At 62.6% G+C, this 15,412-nt stretch carries 13 protein-coding genes; 2 read left to right on the top strand and 11 right to left on the bottom strand.

All coding sequences use genetic code 11. The features are described from left to right. Window positions 1-52: 52 nt before the first annotated feature. From QD280_RS04515 to QD280_RS04480, 8 genes are all read right to left on the bottom strand, one after another. Window positions 53-2,272, bottom strand: a complete 2,220-nt coding sequence (locus tag QD280_RS04515; RefSeq protein WP_279838454.1) for an alpha-galactosidase — start codon at window positions 2,270-2,272, stop codon at window positions 53-55. Between the two features lie 44 nt (window positions 2,273-2,316). Beyond that, a complete protein-coding gene (locus QD280_RS04510; protein WP_279838453.1) occupies window positions 2,317-3,243 on the bottom strand; it encodes an SMP-30/gluconolactonase/LRE family protein in 927 nt (308 codons plus the stop codon). A gap of 120 nt (window positions 3,244-3,363) precedes the next feature. Continuing rightward, entirely contained in the window at window positions 3,364-3,978 is a 615-nt protein-coding gene (locus QD280_RS04505) for a 2-dehydro-3-deoxy-6-phosphogalactonate aldolase (RefSeq protein ID WP_279838452.1), read from the bottom strand. 106 nt (window positions 3,979-4,084) lie between these two features. Beyond that, complete coding sequence (locus tag QD280_RS04500) at window positions 4,085-5,140, bottom strand: 2-dehydro-3-deoxygalactonokinase (RefSeq protein WP_279838451.1); 1,056 nt, start codon at window positions 5,138-5,140, stop codon at window positions 4,085-4,087. Beyond that, window positions 5,137-5,928 carry an SDR family NAD(P)-dependent oxidoreductase gene (locus QD280_RS04495; protein ID WP_279838450.1) on the bottom strand — a complete coding sequence of 264 codons (792 nt, stop codon included), beginning with the start codon at window positions 5,926-5,928 and terminating at the stop codon, window positions 5,137-5,139. Before QD280_RS04495 ends, QD280_RS04500 begins: the two co-directional genes overlap by 4 nt. Window positions 5,929-6,024: 96 nt before the next feature. Continuing rightward, a complete protein-coding gene (gene dgoD, locus QD280_RS04490; protein WP_054556643.1) occupies window positions 6,025-7,173 on the bottom strand; it encodes a galactonate dehydratase in 1,149 nt (382 codons plus the stop codon). A 97-nt stretch (window positions 7,174-7,270) separates the two neighbouring features. After that, window positions 7,271-8,068, bottom strand: coding sequence for a FadR/GntR family transcriptional regulator (locus tag QD280_RS04485; protein ID WP_225996562.1), 798 nt, complete (start codon window positions 8,066-8,068; stop codon window positions 7,271-7,273). Window positions 8,069-8,405: 337 nt separating this feature from the next. Then, entirely contained in the window at window positions 8,406-10,688 is a 2,283-nt protein-coding gene (locus QD280_RS04480) for a cache domain-containing protein (protein WP_279838449.1), read from the bottom strand. A gap of 671 nt (window positions 10,689-11,359) precedes the next feature. Here QD280_RS04480 and QD280_RS04475 point away from each other — a divergent pair. Then, a complete protein-coding gene (locus QD280_RS04475) occupies window positions 11,360-11,659 on the top strand; it encodes a hypothetical protein (protein ID WP_279838448.1) in 300 nt (99 codons plus the stop codon). A gap of 318 nt (window positions 11,660-11,977) precedes the next feature. Here the strand turns inward: QD280_RS04475 and QD280_RS04470 are convergent, their stop codons facing one another. Further along, window positions 11,978-12,337, bottom strand: coding sequence for a hypothetical protein (locus tag QD280_RS04470; protein WP_153635789.1), 360 nt, complete (start codon window positions 12,335-12,337; stop codon window positions 11,978-11,980). A 271-nt stretch (window positions 12,338-12,608) separates the two neighbouring features. Here QD280_RS04470 and QD280_RS04465 point away from each other — a divergent pair, with 271 nt between their 5' ends. Then, on the top strand, window positions 12,609-12,782 hold the full coding sequence (locus QD280_RS04465) for a DUF2970 domain-containing protein (RefSeq protein WP_082388754.1): 174 nt from the start codon (window positions 12,609-12,611) through the stop codon (window positions 12,780-12,782). 189 nt (window positions 12,783-12,971) lie between these two features. Here the strand turns inward: QD280_RS04465 and QD280_RS04460 are convergent, their stop codons facing one another. Together QD280_RS04460 and QD280_RS04455 are read right to left on the bottom strand one after the other, a co-directional pair. Further along, on the bottom strand, window positions 12,972-13,523 hold the full coding sequence (locus QD280_RS04460; RefSeq protein ID WP_082388755.1) for a DUF934 domain-containing protein: 552 nt from the start codon (window positions 13,521-13,523) through the stop codon (window positions 12,972-12,974). Then, a complete protein-coding gene (locus tag QD280_RS04455) occupies window positions 13,516-15,168 on the bottom strand; it encodes a nitrite/sulfite reductase (protein WP_279838447.1) in 1,653 nt (550 codons plus the stop codon). Before QD280_RS04455 ends, QD280_RS04460 begins: the two co-directional genes overlap by 8 nt. Window positions 15,169-15,412 lie beyond the last annotated feature (244 nt).

The raw sequence follows: 15,412 nt of genomic DNA, 5'->3' as shown, positions 1-15,412 counted from the left end.
TGAAAATGGGGAGCGAGCGCAGCGCACGCAATCACGGCCGGCGCGGCACGGGTCATGCCGCAACCGCCTGAAGGTGAATCAGGATCGCCTGGTCAGGGTCCAGCACCGGCAGGGCAAGGCCTTCACGCATCAGGTACTCACCGGAGACGACGACCGGCTCGCCGGCCTGTTGTCGGCTGATCCAGGCGGGCAGATGTTTCATGCGTCGCTCCGGGTGCTCCGGCAGTTCCAGCAGCTCGAGCCGGTAGGCCGTGTCGGCTTGCAGGCCGGTCAGCGGCTGGGCGGCGGGCACGGCGTGACGTGGCATGGCCAGCTGGCTGATGCTGAAAAGGGCCTGCTGGCCATCCTGACTGACCACGCCGTGGGCATGCTGATTGTCATCCAGGCAATCCAGACGCCAGCTGACGCCGTTGTGCAGCAGGCCACGCAGCGCCTTGTAGCGCGCTATCCAGCCGCCCAGCTCACTGCGCTCCGCCTGATCGAGCTGGCTGACATCCAGCTCCAGCCCCAGATGACCGAACAGTGCCGTGGAGGCACGGAAGGCGAGCGTCGTGCGCCGCGAGGTGGTGTGAGCGTGTTGCGGCCCGATATGGGCGCCCAGAAGCTCCGGCGGCAGTACGCGACTGGCCCCGCGCTGGATATGCGTGCGCTCGTGGGGGTCATTGCAGTCAGAGGTCCAGACGCGATGGGTGTGTCGCAGAATGCCGTGATCGGTGCGCGCGCCACCCGAGGCGCAACTCTCGATCTCGACGCCGGGATGCGCCTTTCGCAGGCGGGCCAGCAGAGAGTAGAGCGCGCTGACCTGAGCATGCGCGGCAGGCTTGCCGCGACCTTCCTCCGACTGGCCGCCCGCGTGGGTCAGGTCGCGATTCATGTCCCATTTCAGATACTTGATCGGGTACTCACTGAGCAGCGCATCGAGACGCGCAAACAGGTAGTCACAGACCTCGCGGCGGGTCAGATCCAGCACGCATTGATAGCGCCCCAGCGGCTGCTCGCGTCCCTCCAGCCCGAGGATCCAGTCCGGATGGGTGCGGAAGAGCTCACTGTCGGGATTGACCATCTCGGGCTCGACCCACAGGCCGAATTCCATGCCGTGCGCCTGTACGGACTCGATCAGCGGCCCCAGCCCCTGCGGGTACTTGCCGGTATCCAGATACCAGTCGCCCAGGGCGGCGCGCTCGCCATCCCGGCCGACGAACCAGCCATCATCGAGCACGAAACGCTCGGCACCCACCTCACCGGCGGCAACGACCAACTCTTGGAGGCGCGTCGCATCGTGATCGAAGTAGAGCGCTTCCCAGGTATTGACGTGTACCGGGCGCGGCTTGTCAGCCACCGGCCAGTCAAGGCGCGCGCGCAGGGTGCGATGCATGCGCTGGCTGGCGCCATTGATGCCCGTATCCGACCAGGCCATTACCACCTCCGGGGTGGTCACGCTGTCGCCGGCGGCCAGCATCTGCTCACCGGGCAGCAGCAGGGCGCCCATCTGCAATTGGGTGCTGCCATCGAACTGCCGCTCGATCAGGGCGCGATGGTTGCCGCTCCACGCCAGATGCGCGGTGATGACTTCGCCACGCTGCTCACTGAAGCCTGGCGTGCCGGTGATCAGCGTCGGAACGCGTTGATGCGAGCTGCGGCCGCGACGGTTCTCGAGCGTGAAGGTGCCTTCGCTGAGACGATGACGCGTCTCGGTGAATTCCTGTACCCAGCGGCCGCCGAAGCTCAGGCATTCCTCGAAGCGGACCGGCAGCGGCAGGCAGGCGGCCGCCAGCCATTCTAGCCGGTAGGGCGCTGATGACTGATTGCTCAGGGTCGTCTGCTGACGCAATACGCCCTCGCGGGTGACGGTCAGCGCCAGCAGCACTTCCAGCTCACTCAGGCTGTCGCGAAGCGTCAGGCGAGCGTGGGCGCCGGTGGCATCCATCGAGCAGGACACATCGCTCAGGCGCATCGCCGTCAGCCAGTCACGGCCTTCGCGGTCACCGATCAGCGCGGGATAGCCGGCAAAGCCGAGTCCGGCATCATTGAACAGGGTATTGGGCGGCAGCTGATCCAAACTCGCCTGGGGCGTGGCGGCAGCGCTCATCAGGCGGTGCTGAGCCGGATTGATGGGCGCGATGCGCCCGAAATGGGCCAGCTTGAGCAGGCCATCGGCGAGATCCAGCTGCAGCTGGATGCCATCGGCACTCAGGCTCAACCACTGCTGATCGCTTGACCAGGTCGCGTCAGGCGCAGCCGACGGTCGGGAAGATGGGGCGTCTGCGGTCATGAGAGGTCCAGAAATGAAGAAAGATCAGAGACGGAATGGCAGTGTCAGCCCAGCACCAGCGGTGGCTCTGCCAGTCCCTTGAAGCCGTGTGCTGACAGGTCCAGCGCGAAGAGGTCACCGTCACCCGCCGCATGATCCGGCGCGGTCATGCCTTCATGCGCCGTGGTGATGTACAGCGTGCTCAGCCCCTCGCCACCGAACAGCGGGCACGAAGGCTGGCTGACCGGCAGCGCCACATGGGCGATTTCCTTGCCGTCGTGGTCCAGCCTTGCCACGCGGCCGGCCCCCCAGAGCGCGATCCACATGTGGCCGTCGGCATCGATCACGGCGCCATCCGGGCCACCACCGGCATCGCGCAGATCGGCCCAGACCTCAGGGGCGTTGTATTCGCCTGCCGACGTCAGTGGCCAGCCATCGGCGTCCAGCTGCCAGCGCATCACCTGACCGGTGACGGTGTCGGTGAAATAGGCGAAGCGGCCATCCGGCGAAAAGCACAGCGCATTGGGAATGCTCAGCCCCTCGAGCACGCGGGTCAGTTCACCGCGATGCAGCCGATAGAGGCTACCGGCGCCGGACTCGGCGTTGCAGCCCATGCTCGAGAGCCACAGACTGCCGTGGCGATCGACCCGCGCGTCATTGCTGCGCGTGGCCGGCGTCGTTTCCGCCTCGAAGGGCATGACATCTTCCACGGCGCCGGTCTCGGGGGTGAAGCGCGAAAGCATCCCCTGCGCGACCAGCAGGTAATCGCCGTCTTGGGTAACGGCTGCGTAGGAGGTGCGGCGCGCAAGCTGAGTGATGACGTGATCACTGCCGTCCGCAGCGGCGTGATGCAGCTCGCCGGCGAGTATGTTCAGCCAGCGCACTCGCGCAGGCAGGGTGTTCGTCGCGGGCGTCCAGCCCGGCCCTTCGCCCAGCTCGCAGCCACTGGCGACGAGGCGCCTGGCAGTGCCAAGGCATGGTGATGACGTCATCTGCTGCTCCTTTGCAATAACCGTGGTCTCTTTTAGCCATGGTCGCTTATACCCATGGGCTATTGGCGCGCTCTCGTCGCTCTTGCAGCGACGTGGCTTTTCGCCATTCGTGTGTGGCTGTCAGTCAGCCGCCTGCCATGCCGCGACCAGAGTACGGGCCCGTTCGCCCACCTCGGCGGCGCTCAGGCCGGGCGTGTAGATGGCCGTGCCGAGGCCAGCGCCGTGGACACCGCCCGCGCGCCATTCAGCGAAGTTGTCACTGCCGATGCCGCCGACGGCATAAAGCTCGGTGTCCTTGGGCAGCACGGCCAGCATGGCCTTCATGTTGACGATGCCGACCTGAGTCGCCGGGAACAGCTTGAGGCCCGAGGCGCCGGCAGCGAGGGCGGCGAAGGCTTCTGTCGGCGTGACGATGCCGGGCAGCGAGACCATCTCCAGCCGGCGACTTTCGCGGATGACATCGACATCGGCATTGGGTGAGACGATCAGACGGCCGCCGGCGGCGTGCACATCGCGCACCTGCTGCGGGGTCAGCACGGTGCCGGCGCCGATCAGGATCTTGCCGCCATGCGCGCGCTCGCAGTGCTCGACCAGCGCGGCGATGCTTTCCAGCGGCTGAGGGGAGTTGAGCGGGATTTCGATACGGGCGATACCGGCGGCGATGATCTCGTCGGCGATGGCGAGGATGTCTTGCGGTGTCACACCGCGCAGTATGGCGACCAGAGGCAGGCTCATGGCGATCTCCAGAAATGGGGCTATTTGAAGAGGAGCTCTTTGAATAAGGGCTGTGTGAAGTGAGGAGTGACGTGGCTCACTGACTGGCAATGCCAGCAACGCTGAATCAATGGCTCACAGAGGCGCGATCCGATGACGACACACGGGCCGAGGACGAGCCACGGTCTGATGACGATGCCTGCGCGGATGATCGTGCACGTTGGATGCGTCCGAGCCCCGCCAGAATCATGTCGGCGTTGGCCGCGGTGGTGACGTGATAGCCCAGATGTTCCAGCGCGACCTGATAGCGCTGGCACAGCACGGCGTCGCCGATCAGGGTGATGGTGGTGTGATCCGAAAGCTCCGCAGTGGCGCCCGCCAGCTCAAGCCCCAGCACCAGCCCTGACAGGCGTGCGCCGAGTACCGCCTTGCGAGCATCACCCTCAGGCAGAGCCGTATCGAGCAGATCGCGGGCACGAATGCCGAACAGCTGTGCGGTGGTGTGCTCCGGGGCGGCAAGCGCCGTATCGATGCCCTCCAGATAGGCATCGCGCTGGGCGGCGTCGCTGAGATCTCCCGCGGCGACGGAGTGCTTGAGCACCGAATCCTGACTGAGCAGCTTGTAGAGTTCGCCGCTCATGAAGGTGCTGAAGCCGGTGATGGCGCCACTGGCGAGATGTGCCCACTTGGCGTGGGTACCGGGCAGACACACCGCACCGCTGTAGTCCGGTTGGGCGGCGACCAGGCCCGCCAGCTGGGTCTCCTCGCCACGCATGACATCGTAGGTCGGCTGCTGCTGGCAGAGGCCCGGCACGATGGCGACGGCAAGGCGGCTGTCGCGGGTCGAAACATGGGTCAGCTGCTCGGAGAGTGCCCCCAGCACATCACGGGAAGGCGTCTTGTCCGTGGGCAACGGCAGGTAAGCCGCCTCCTGCCAGCCCTGACGCGCGCCGGCCATGCCACAGATCAGCACCGGCATGGGAGAGCTCGCATCGTCGGGCAGCCAGTCATTGATCAGCACGCGCAGCACATCCTCGAACTCATCCGCCGCCAGCCCCAGCATGCCGCGGGCACTGCTGGCCTGGGCGATGACTGCATCGTCGCCATTGACGGCCCAGGCGCGCAGATTGCTGGAGCCCCAGTCGACGGCGATCCAGGCCGGCGTGACGCTGACGGCGCTCACACTCGGCCTCCGTCTACCACCATCGGCTGGCCGGTCATCATGCGCGAGGCGCTGGAGGCCAGGAACAGGCACGGATTGATCATGTCCTCGACCGGAATGGCCTCTTTCAGACATTGCTGATCAATGCACTCGTTCAGGTCCTTGTCGTTGACCCACAGCTCACGCTGACGCTCCGTCATCACCCAGCCCGGAATCAGGCAGTTGACGCGAATGGCGTCCGGGCCCAGCTCGCGCGCCAGCGCCTTGGTCATGCCCATGATGCCGGCCTTGGCGGTGACGTAGGTCGGGTAGCCGCCCAGTCCCAGCATGTAGCTGTTGGAGGACAGATTGATGATGGCGCCACCACCCAGCGCGCGCATGTCGGGGGCGACGGCCTGGGCGGTGAAGAATTGCGGGCGCAGGTTGGTGGCGATGGATTCATCCCACTGTTCCACCGTCCACTCATCCAGCGTATGACGGGTATCACGCGCGGCGTTGTTGACCAGCACGTTGATCAGGCCGTGGGCCTCACGCGCCTGAGCGACCGCGGCCTGCAGCGCCTCGATATCCTGGATGTTGCAGGGGATGAACAACGGACGATTGGCGTAGCGAGCTTCCATGGCGTCACAGAATTCGCTGGCATCGGACAGGCCGACGAAGGCGACCTTGGCGCCCTGGGCGAGGAAGCCTTCGGCCAGCGCGGCACCGATGCCGGAGCCACCGCCGGTGATGAAGACGCTGGCACCTTCGAGATCCGGGTAGCGAAAGTCGGCGAAGGCGGGGCGTTCGGATGATGCGGTACGAGTCATGTCGAATCCTTCCTTGAGCGTGACAGGTCTTCGGCGGAAGACCTGTCCTGGCATGGCGTCTGTGTTGTCAGTGTGTGCGTTGCGGCATGCTCGGCATTACCACTCGGCGACGGAGCCGTCTTCGTGGGTCCACAGCGGGTTGCGCCAGCGATGGCCGACCTTGGCACGCTCCTCGACGAAGGCTTCGTCGATCTCGACGCCCAGCCCCGGGCCCTGTGGAATGGCGCAGAAGCCGTCCTTGATCGCCAGCGCATCCTTGTCGACCAGGTAATCCAGTACGTCGTTGTCCTTGTTGTAGTGGATTCCCATGCTCTGTTCCTGGATGAAGGCGTTGTGACACACCGCGTCCAGTTGCAGCGAGGCCGCCAGCGTCAGCGGGCCGAGCGGGCAGTGCGGGGCCAGCGCCACATCGTAGGCCGAGGCCAGAGTGGCGATCTTCAGGCCTTCGCTGATGCCGCCACAGTGGGAAAGATCCGGCTGGATGATGTCGACCATGCCGTCCGCCAGCAGATCGCGGAACTGGAAGCGGGTGTGCAGGCGCTCGCCGGTGGCGATGGGTGTCGCGATGCCTTCGGCGATGTGCTTGAGCGACGGCAGGTGCTCAGGCGCGACCGGCTCCTCGATGAACATCGGGTGGAACTGCTCCAGCTCACGCAGCAACGCCTTGGCCATCGGGCGATGCACGCGACCATGGAAGTCGATGCCGATGCCGACATCCGGACCGACCGCGTCACGGGCCTCGGCGACACGTGCCACGGCGTCATCGATCTTCTTGTGCGAATCGACGATCTGCATCTCCGGCGTGCCATTCATCTTGAAGGCGGTGAAGCCCTGATCGACCAGCGCCTTGGCGCCTGCGCCGACATCTGACGGGCGATCGCCGCCGGTCCAGGCGTACATGCGCATCTTGTCGCGCACTGGGCCGCCGAGCAGCTGGTGCACGGGCACTCCCAGGTCACGGCCCTTCAGGTCCCACAGCGCCTGATCGATGCCGGCGATGGCAGACATCAGGATCGGGCCACCACGGTAGAAGCCCGCGCGGTACATCACGTTCCACAGGTGCTCGATATTGCGCGGGTCCTGACCGACCAGATAATCGGACAGCTCGTGCACAGCGGCCTCGACCGTCGCGGCGCGACCCTCGATGACCGGCTCGCCCCAGCCATAGCAGCCTTCATCGGTCTCGATCTTGAGAAAAAGCCAGCGCGGCGGAACTTGCCAGGTCTTGAGTCGGGTGATTTTCACGGATGCATCCTTGTTGAGAATGGGCGTTTGAACGAGGGTCAGCGCCAGGCGAAGCGAGTGGTGGGATCGGCCGTCATCGGCTGACGCCCGATCAGCATCAGAAGCGGCGGTGGCCCAGCTGCGGGTGGTCCGGTGAGAAGCCGAGATCGCGCGCTGCGGTCTCCAGTACCCGCTCGGCACAGGTGCGTGCCATCTCGGGCTGGCGCAGGCGAATGGCCTCCATCACCGCACGGTGACGATCGAGGCTGGCGCGATGATGGCTGTGATCATGCTGCTGCGCGGACTGCTGGGTACTGTGGATCAGTTGGCTGATGGAAGGGCGCAGCAAACTGCCAAGCTGTGTCCACACCAGATTGTGCGTGGCGTGGTAGATGGCCTCGTGGAAGGCGACATCGTGCTCGGCATGCGCCTCGCGCGAGCTGTCATTGGCGGTATTGACCATGCCTTCGAAGGCGCGCTCCAGGCGTGCGAGGTCCTGGGCATTGGCCTTCATCGCGGCCAGCGCACTGACATAGGGCTCGACGGAGAGGCGGAAGGCGTAGATCTCGCGCATCAGGTCCGGGTTGATTCCGTCGAGACCGCTGACCCAATGGCTCATCAGCGGGTCCAGCAGCTGCCATTCGCTCATCTCGCGCACGATGGTGCCACGCCCGGCGGTACGCTCCAGCAGTCCGGCGCTCACCAGCTGAGCCAGGGCATTGCGAACACGGTTGCGGCTGGCGTCGAAGCGCTGGCAGAGGTCCAGTTCACGCGGAAAACTGTCACCGGGGCCGAAGCTGCCCGCGAGGATTTCCCGCGCCATGCAGGTGGCGATGGCCTCCATGCTGCGCGGGGTCGCGTCGTCCGCCGAGGCGCTGTCAGTGGCGAGCGCGGCTGTCGCCAGAGAGTCGGTCATTGAGATGCCTGTCGTGAGGAGATGATCAGGAGAGTCACTGCATCGCACCGCCTGCGAGCGTGGCGCTGACGCATGAGGTTCCGAGCATCAGAATAAATGTCTGAACACACATTAATAAATGTCGGACATTTCAACAAGACGCAAACACTTCAACTTTGGTCGCGCGAGAAGTTCGCCCGACACAGCTAACAAGGGCGCAGCTAACAAGAAGGCGGGTAACAAGGATGGTAGTAAAAAGGGGTGTGCCCACAACGACAGGGGCCAGACGCGATGTCTGGCCCCTGTCACGCCATGTGGCCTTGGGAAGGTGGGTCACATGCAAAACGCCATGACCGGGTCAAGCCGATGGCGGGTAGCGAGCCAGGTGGCCATTGAGGGTCAGTTGCCATTCCTTGAGTGTCTGGGCACAGGAGAGATCGAGCAGCGTGACCTCCAGCGTCGCGGTGTCCTCCAGCGATGACAGCAGCGATGTCAGGGAGTCGGCGGTGGGCGGCGAGGCGGTGCCATTGGCTGGCGCCTCGAACAGTGGTTCATTGCCTTCAGGGTGGCGAGTCACTTTCTGCGCAGGCGAGATATCCCGACATTGATGGCCCATCACGATGAAGTTGCCCTCACTGACGCGGAAGACACGCAACGGATAGAAGCAGGCATTCAGGTGCGGGCCAAGCTGGGCATCGAGTGGCGCAAGTTGTCTGTCGCCAGCGTCGCGTCGGGCGCCTCCCTTCCGGCTCAGACGAAGATGGCACAGCGTGATGTGCTGCCCCATGGCGTCCTGACACTCACGGGCCAGTGCTTCGAGAGCGGCATCCATCAGTGCGCGGGTGAAGCAGCCACTGTGGCTGTCGCGCCACCGGTTCGGGTCACGTTCTACCTGCTGCGGGCAGAGTCGATGCAGGGTGGGCGCCGGCGGTATCGGTTGCTCCGTCAGCACTTCACGCGCCGCCTTCAGCAACTCTGGCGGTAGATGGCCATGACGGTGTTCGATATCGCACAGCGCCTGGGCCTCACTGACCCCGGCGTGTCGCACCAGCTCGATGACCTGCACGACCAGCGCCAGAGTGCTGGCAGCGAGCGACGTCTCGCCAAGCGACGTTGCAGCAATATCGGTAGAGGCCTGCTCCGCCTGTGGGATGTCTGCATTAGGAGGAGCAGAAGGAGACCCAGACTGAGGCGCAGCAGGAGGTGTTGAAGAGGTTTGCGAGAGCTGGGAGGGCGCGTCAGCGTTGCCGTTTGCATGCGGCGCCAACCTGCTGCAGGCCCCCAGCATGAATTGCTGGCTGGCACGTAACAGGTCAGCTTCGGCGGGCGCCATCAGGGCGTCTTCCATCATGCGTGCCCCGATCTCGACATGGCGACGCAGCAAGTGATACTGATCGAAATGGAGTTCATCGCGTGGTCTCAGCAGTGAGTCAGGCAGCGCCAGCTTGCCAATATCATGCAGCATGGCGACGCGTTCCAGCGTGGCGATTTCCTGGCGGTCCATCCCGAGTCGTGTCGCGATGGCGCTGACAAGATTGGCGGCCAGCCAGTCTTCACCCGAGCGCTCGGGACAGCGTTCCTCGCGGATCATGCGCATCACCGACCCGAGCCTGTCTTCACCGCGCTGCTCAAGCTCATGCTCTAGCTGATTCATGCGCTGGCGCATCTGCAGCTGTCGCTCGCGATACTGGCGCAGGAAGGCGTAGCCAAAGGCCAGGCAGAGCATCAAGGTCACCAGCAGGGTGATCAGGAAGTGCCAACGCTCCAGCGCGTGCTTCTTCTTCATCAAGTCTTCGTGCGCCTGGAAGGCGGCTTCACTGATGTCATCGAGATAGACGCCGCTGGCGATGATCCACTGGAAGGGGGGATACAGGGCGGCGTAGGCGGTCTTGTCGACCTGCTCGGCGCCCGGGCGCTTGGGGAAGCGGTAATCGAAGTAGATGCCACTGCCGTTCAAGACACCTTCGAGCTCGGTGCGATACGGGAAGCGGCCACTGCTGTCCTGGTACTCGGTCGACAGCAACTTGCCTTCGGTGGCCGGCAGCAGAGGATGGATCAAGCGGCGTGCATAGCCCTCACCGCCGGCCGGGTCCAGGATCTCGTTGATCCAGACATAGCGGCTTTCCTCGCGCTCGATACTCGCGTGCAGTGACTGTCTCAGCTCATTGGCGACCAGAAAGGCCACCATCTTCGGGTCGATATGCACTAGCGCCCAGGGGGCAGGCTGCTGTCGACGATCAAGGCGCACGGCGCCGGGGCTGTCTTCCTCTTGCCCCAGAGGCACGGCAAACACCAGTCCGGCATCCGTGCCGCGCAGGAATTGTGCCTTGCGCATATCCGCGTTGAGGCGCTGATTCAGCTCCCGACTCCACCAGTCAGGGTAAAGCGTGGTGGGGAGCTGCGTGATACCGATCCAGTCCGGGTTGATGCGCAGGTCCGGGAACTGGCGCAACAGTTCGGTGCTGACATAAGAGCGATCGCGGCCACTAAGGTGACTTATGCCCAGCGATGGGGAACGCATGGTGGTGATGAGAAGTCGTTGCAGGCGATGCTCATAATCGCGATGTCGCGAGGCGATCATGCCCAGTGTCTGCTCTACCATCAGACTGGCCTGATGTCGGCGCTCCTTGGCGACCAGCATTTGTGTCGCCTGGGCCTGCAGAATGTCTTGCTTGCGACTCTGCGATTCCTGAAATACCAGCAAGCCGCCCAGAGAAAGGCATGAGAGTGCGGTCAACCCCAGCCACAGCCTCAAGGGTTTGCCGAACGGACGCTGTCTGTCCGGGGAGCGAAGATCGGACGGGCCAGTATCTGGTCCATGTCGAGAGAGATCACTATCCTTGATCATCGAGTCACGTCATCCATGAGTGATGCGGTGGCGCTGCGAAGGGCGATGATGGCACTGTTTCGAGCATAGCGGCTAGCGCAACACCCATGAGATGTCGTTTCAGGCATCGACGTCATCTAGCCAACGCTACTGTGTTGCCGTCCAGATGCCAAGTGAGGGCGCTCAACATTCCGCGAAGCCCCAGTTCAGGGCACTTGCGCGCTTTGCGTATCGCGCGATGTCTTGCGAGCAGGCGTTGAAAGGGGCATGATGAAGCTAGTTTTCTGTATGGCTTTCAAGAAGATATCTGTCATTTGTCTATGGCTGTCCAGAAGAGGCTCGCTAACATCTTGATTTGAGGCGCGCCGGTCGAGTGTTGAAGGTGTCGTGCATAAGCTGCAAGTCAAATTGTCGCTCATCGTCCTGCAGTGAACTCATAGCGTTGTCTTCTTGTTGTCGACAAGATCAAAAGTGGAAAATCGTGCATGAACCGACATGATGAAAAGATCATTGCCAGTGCTCGCAAGCAGCGTGCTCTCTTTGATGAGCTCGAAAAGGCGTTGGCGGAAGAGCTGAATGCGCTGGATCGCTCTTCTCAGCCGGCGCCCGCCGCTGAGTCGAACCACGACGCCGACGACGCGCGCGCCCAGCAGCGTGAAGCGGAGTTCGTGGCGCGGCTCGAGAGCCTGATCGCGGAATTCGATCTCGATCGCGAGGCCGCCCAGACATGGCTGCGTGAACTCGAGGCCTTCAAGGGAGGCGCGGAGTCAGAGAATTCAGCTTAAGCCCTCGTCTTGACTGACGTCTCTTTGCACTTTGTCCTGAGCTATGCAGATATGACTCTGCGTGTCGCGATGGTCTGATCAGGCCTGCAAGCCTGCAAGAACAACGCCCAGCACTTCTTCCTGAAGGCTGGGCGTTGTGCGTTTCTCGCTTGGCTCATCTGGATCCAGTGAATTATCTAGCCCGATAGAGTTTCTGACGTCTGTTTATTGGCTCACCGGCTAGCGAATTATCGGCTTGCCGGCCTACTGACGAAACCGCTTGCCTGTTTGGCGACAATCTCCATTCGACAACGCTCCCACCAGCCCTCGCCCTTGGGCCTAGATCTCCTCCCAGATGGCTTCCTTCAACTCATCCGTCAGGCCTTGCAGGCGTTGCAGGCGCTTGACGGTATGTTCCTGCACATCACTGACGATCTCCGTCAGGCACTCCTTCGACTCGTGAGGGTCAACGAACCCGGTCGATAGCAGACACTGGCCCATTTCCATGCTCTTGGTCTGCCACATGCGAATAAACTCGATTTCCTGCTCATATGCCTTGAGGCTCAGGGTCCACCATACCTGCTGACAACGCATCAAGGGGGCGAGGGGATGCACGAGGTCGTCGGGTCGATTCATCCAGGGCAGTGGGGTGCTGAACATGGCAGCGAAAGGCTGCATCGGTTGATTGGCGACTGGCATTCTGGACTCCTGTCTCATGGTATCTGATAGCTGATGAGTGCAAACCTTGGGGGCAATACCTGCGGGGCGGCTGGTGTTTGGCGTTATTGTGACCAATAGTGATAGTTGCTGGTGTCTGGTGGCACAGGCTTCGCAACCTGAGCTGAGTTGAGCATAGCTCCCTCTGCTGGAATGCGCGCGAGCATCCTGTGCTTGTCCCCAGTCAACTCAGGCTTCAACAACCCTGTGCCCAGATGATGAATTGCGTGAGGTCACCGACTAGGAGGCGATCATGATCAATGAAGTCAAATCCGTACTGGCAGCATTTTTTGGTGTCCAGAAGGAGGCCAATCGCAAGCGTGATTTCGAGCACGGCCATGCGCTGGACTTTCTGGTGGTGGGACTGGTGATGGCCGCACTGCTGGTGGGAGGGATGGCGCTGCTGTCCACGGTCGTCGCCGGCTGATGAGCCGCTCAGGCGACAGAGACGAAATGTCAGACAAGATTCTTCAGATACGAAACATCAGACATGGAAAAAGCCCCCGCCCAGGAGGCCATCCTGGACGGGGGCTTTTGCTTGGCTCACTCGGCTGCGATTGCCTTCTATCCAGTGTCTATCCGAAGGCAGAAGCAGTGAGTGATCAAGAGCGGGCGATCAGCGACGCGCGAACAGCGGCGTCTTCTGGTCGACGCCGGTCTGGTAGCTGACGCTGAACGAGCTCAGGGCATGCAAGGCATCTTCCACATACTGATCATCACGCAGGGCAAAGGCACTGATGCCGCAACGGCTCATGTAGTGGAGTTGATCCACCAGAACGTCACCGATGGCGCGAATCTCACCCTGGTATCCGAAGCGCTCTCGCATCAGACGGGCGATGGTGTAACCGCGGCCATCATTGAAATTCGGGAAGTCGACCGCCAGCAGCGGTGCGTCCGCCAGTGCCTTACCCAGCTCCGGCGTGAGCTCGGTGTCACTGGCAAGCCAGGGCGCCAGATGATCAGAGCCTTCGCCGGCGGCGACCAGCGCCTGCCATTCTGCCAGCGGCAGCAGGGCGGGTTGCTGATAGCTCGGCAGATTGCCGTCTTCATCCAGACGCACGACCTGCCAGGCATCTTCGCTCACCAGCTGATTCTGACGGATGACGCCACCCTGGCGCTGATCGGTCAATTCACGTGCTGATGTCATTTCTGCAGTCACCTCAGGCATAGACCCGCTCCTTGAACGGCTTCATGCCGATGCGGTGGTAGGTATCGACGAAGACTTCATCTTCCAGACGCTGCTCTACATACACCTGCAGCACCTTGTCGATGACGTTCGGCATGTCTTCGGCATTGAAGGACGGGCCGAGGATCTTGCCGAGCGTGGCGTTGTCGTCGCTGCGTCCGCCCAGCGAAACCTGGTAGAACTCCTGGCCTTTCTTGTCGACACCGAGGATGCCGATGTTGCCGACGTGGTGATGGCCACAGGCGTTCATGCAGCCCGAGATGTTCAGGTCCAGCGGGCCGAGGTCGTACAGGAAGTCGAGGTCTTCGAAGCGGTCCTGCAGTGCCTGAGCAATGGGAATCGACTTGGCATTGGCCAGCGAGCAGAAATCGCCACCAGGGCAGCAGATCATGTCCGCCAGCGTGCCCACGGTCGGGTTGGCCATTCCGAGTTCTTCCAGCGCCTTCCAGAGTGTCTCGAGTTCATCGACCGGCACGTCTGACAGCACCAGGTTCTGCTCGTGTGTCACGCGCAGTTCACCGAAGCCATACTGCTCCGCGAGGTCAGCTACTGCATCCATCTGGTCGGCAGTGACGTCACCCGGGGCCAGTTCACGACGCTTGAGCGACAGGGTGACGGCCTTGTAGCCCGGCACCTTGTGGCCGACGACGTTGTTGGTCACGAAACGCGCGAAGGCACGGTTCTCGCGGCGCAGGGTTTCATAGGCCTCGATGGCCTCGGCGCTGACTTCACGACGCTCAGGCTCGGGGAAGTAGCTGGTCGCCTTGGTGACGGCGGAGTCGGTCAGGGTTTCCGGGCCATCCTTGAGGTGGGCCCATTCTTCCTCGACGCGACGACGGAATTCCTCGATTCCCAGTGCCTTGACCAGGATCTTGATGCGCGCCTTGTACTTGTTGTCGCGACGGCCCCACTGGTTGTAGACACGCACGATGGCGTCCAGATAGGTCAGCAAGTGCTGCCAGTCGAGGTCTTCGCGCACGATGTCGCCGACCATCGGCGTGCGGCCGAGACCGCCACCCGCCAGGATGGTGGCCTTGACGCTGCCATCGTCGGAGCGGTTGAGACGAATGCCGATATCGTGGACCTGGATGGCAGCACGGTCGGCGCTGGCACCGGTGACGGCAATCTTGAATTTGCGCGGCAGATAGGCAAATTCCGGGTGAAGCGTGGACCACTGACGGATCAGCTCACACCACGGACGCGGATCCACGGTCTCGTCTTCCGCGATGCCGGCGAACTGGTCAGTGGTGGTATTGCGGATGCAGTTGCCGCTGGTCTGGATCGCATGCATCTCGACCTGAGCCAGTTCGGCGAGAATCGCCGGGACATCTTCCAGCTTCGGCCAGTTCAGCTGCAGATTCTGACGGGTGGTGAAGTGTCCATAGGAACGGTCATAACGACGGCTGATGGCCGCCATGGCGCGCAGCTGAACAGCGCTCAACATGCCGTAGGGAATGGCGATACGCAGCATCGGGGCATGACGCTGGATGTAGAGGCCGTTCTGCAGGCGCAGAGGGCGGAATTCTTCATCTCCCAGACGGCCCGCCAGATAGCGATCCATCTGGTCCTTGAACTGAGCTACCCGCTCGTCGACCAGTGTCTGGTCGTAGGTGTCATAGCGATACATGTCAGGGGTGTCCTGCGGTCGGGCATCAGATGATCGTCCACTGATGCGAATCTTGTTGATGCTGAAGCCACCATACCCTCTATTCTTTATTCTTTAAAAGAATAAATCCTCATAGTTTTCGATGATGACGTTATTAAGAAGGCGCGTTGAGTTTGCCTACCAGCAGTGAAAAAGAAAAGACCAGACGCCGGAGGGGAGGCGTCTGGTCATGTTGCCCGGGGCCTCACGAAAGGCACGGGCCTGC

This window comes from Cobetia sp. 1AS1, from assembly GCF_029846435.1.
Taxonomy (GTDB): Bacteria; Pseudomonadota; Gammaproteobacteria; order Pseudomonadales; family Halomonadaceae; genus Cobetia; species Cobetia amphilecti.
This window is presented reverse-complemented; position numbering and strand designations above follow the sequence as displayed.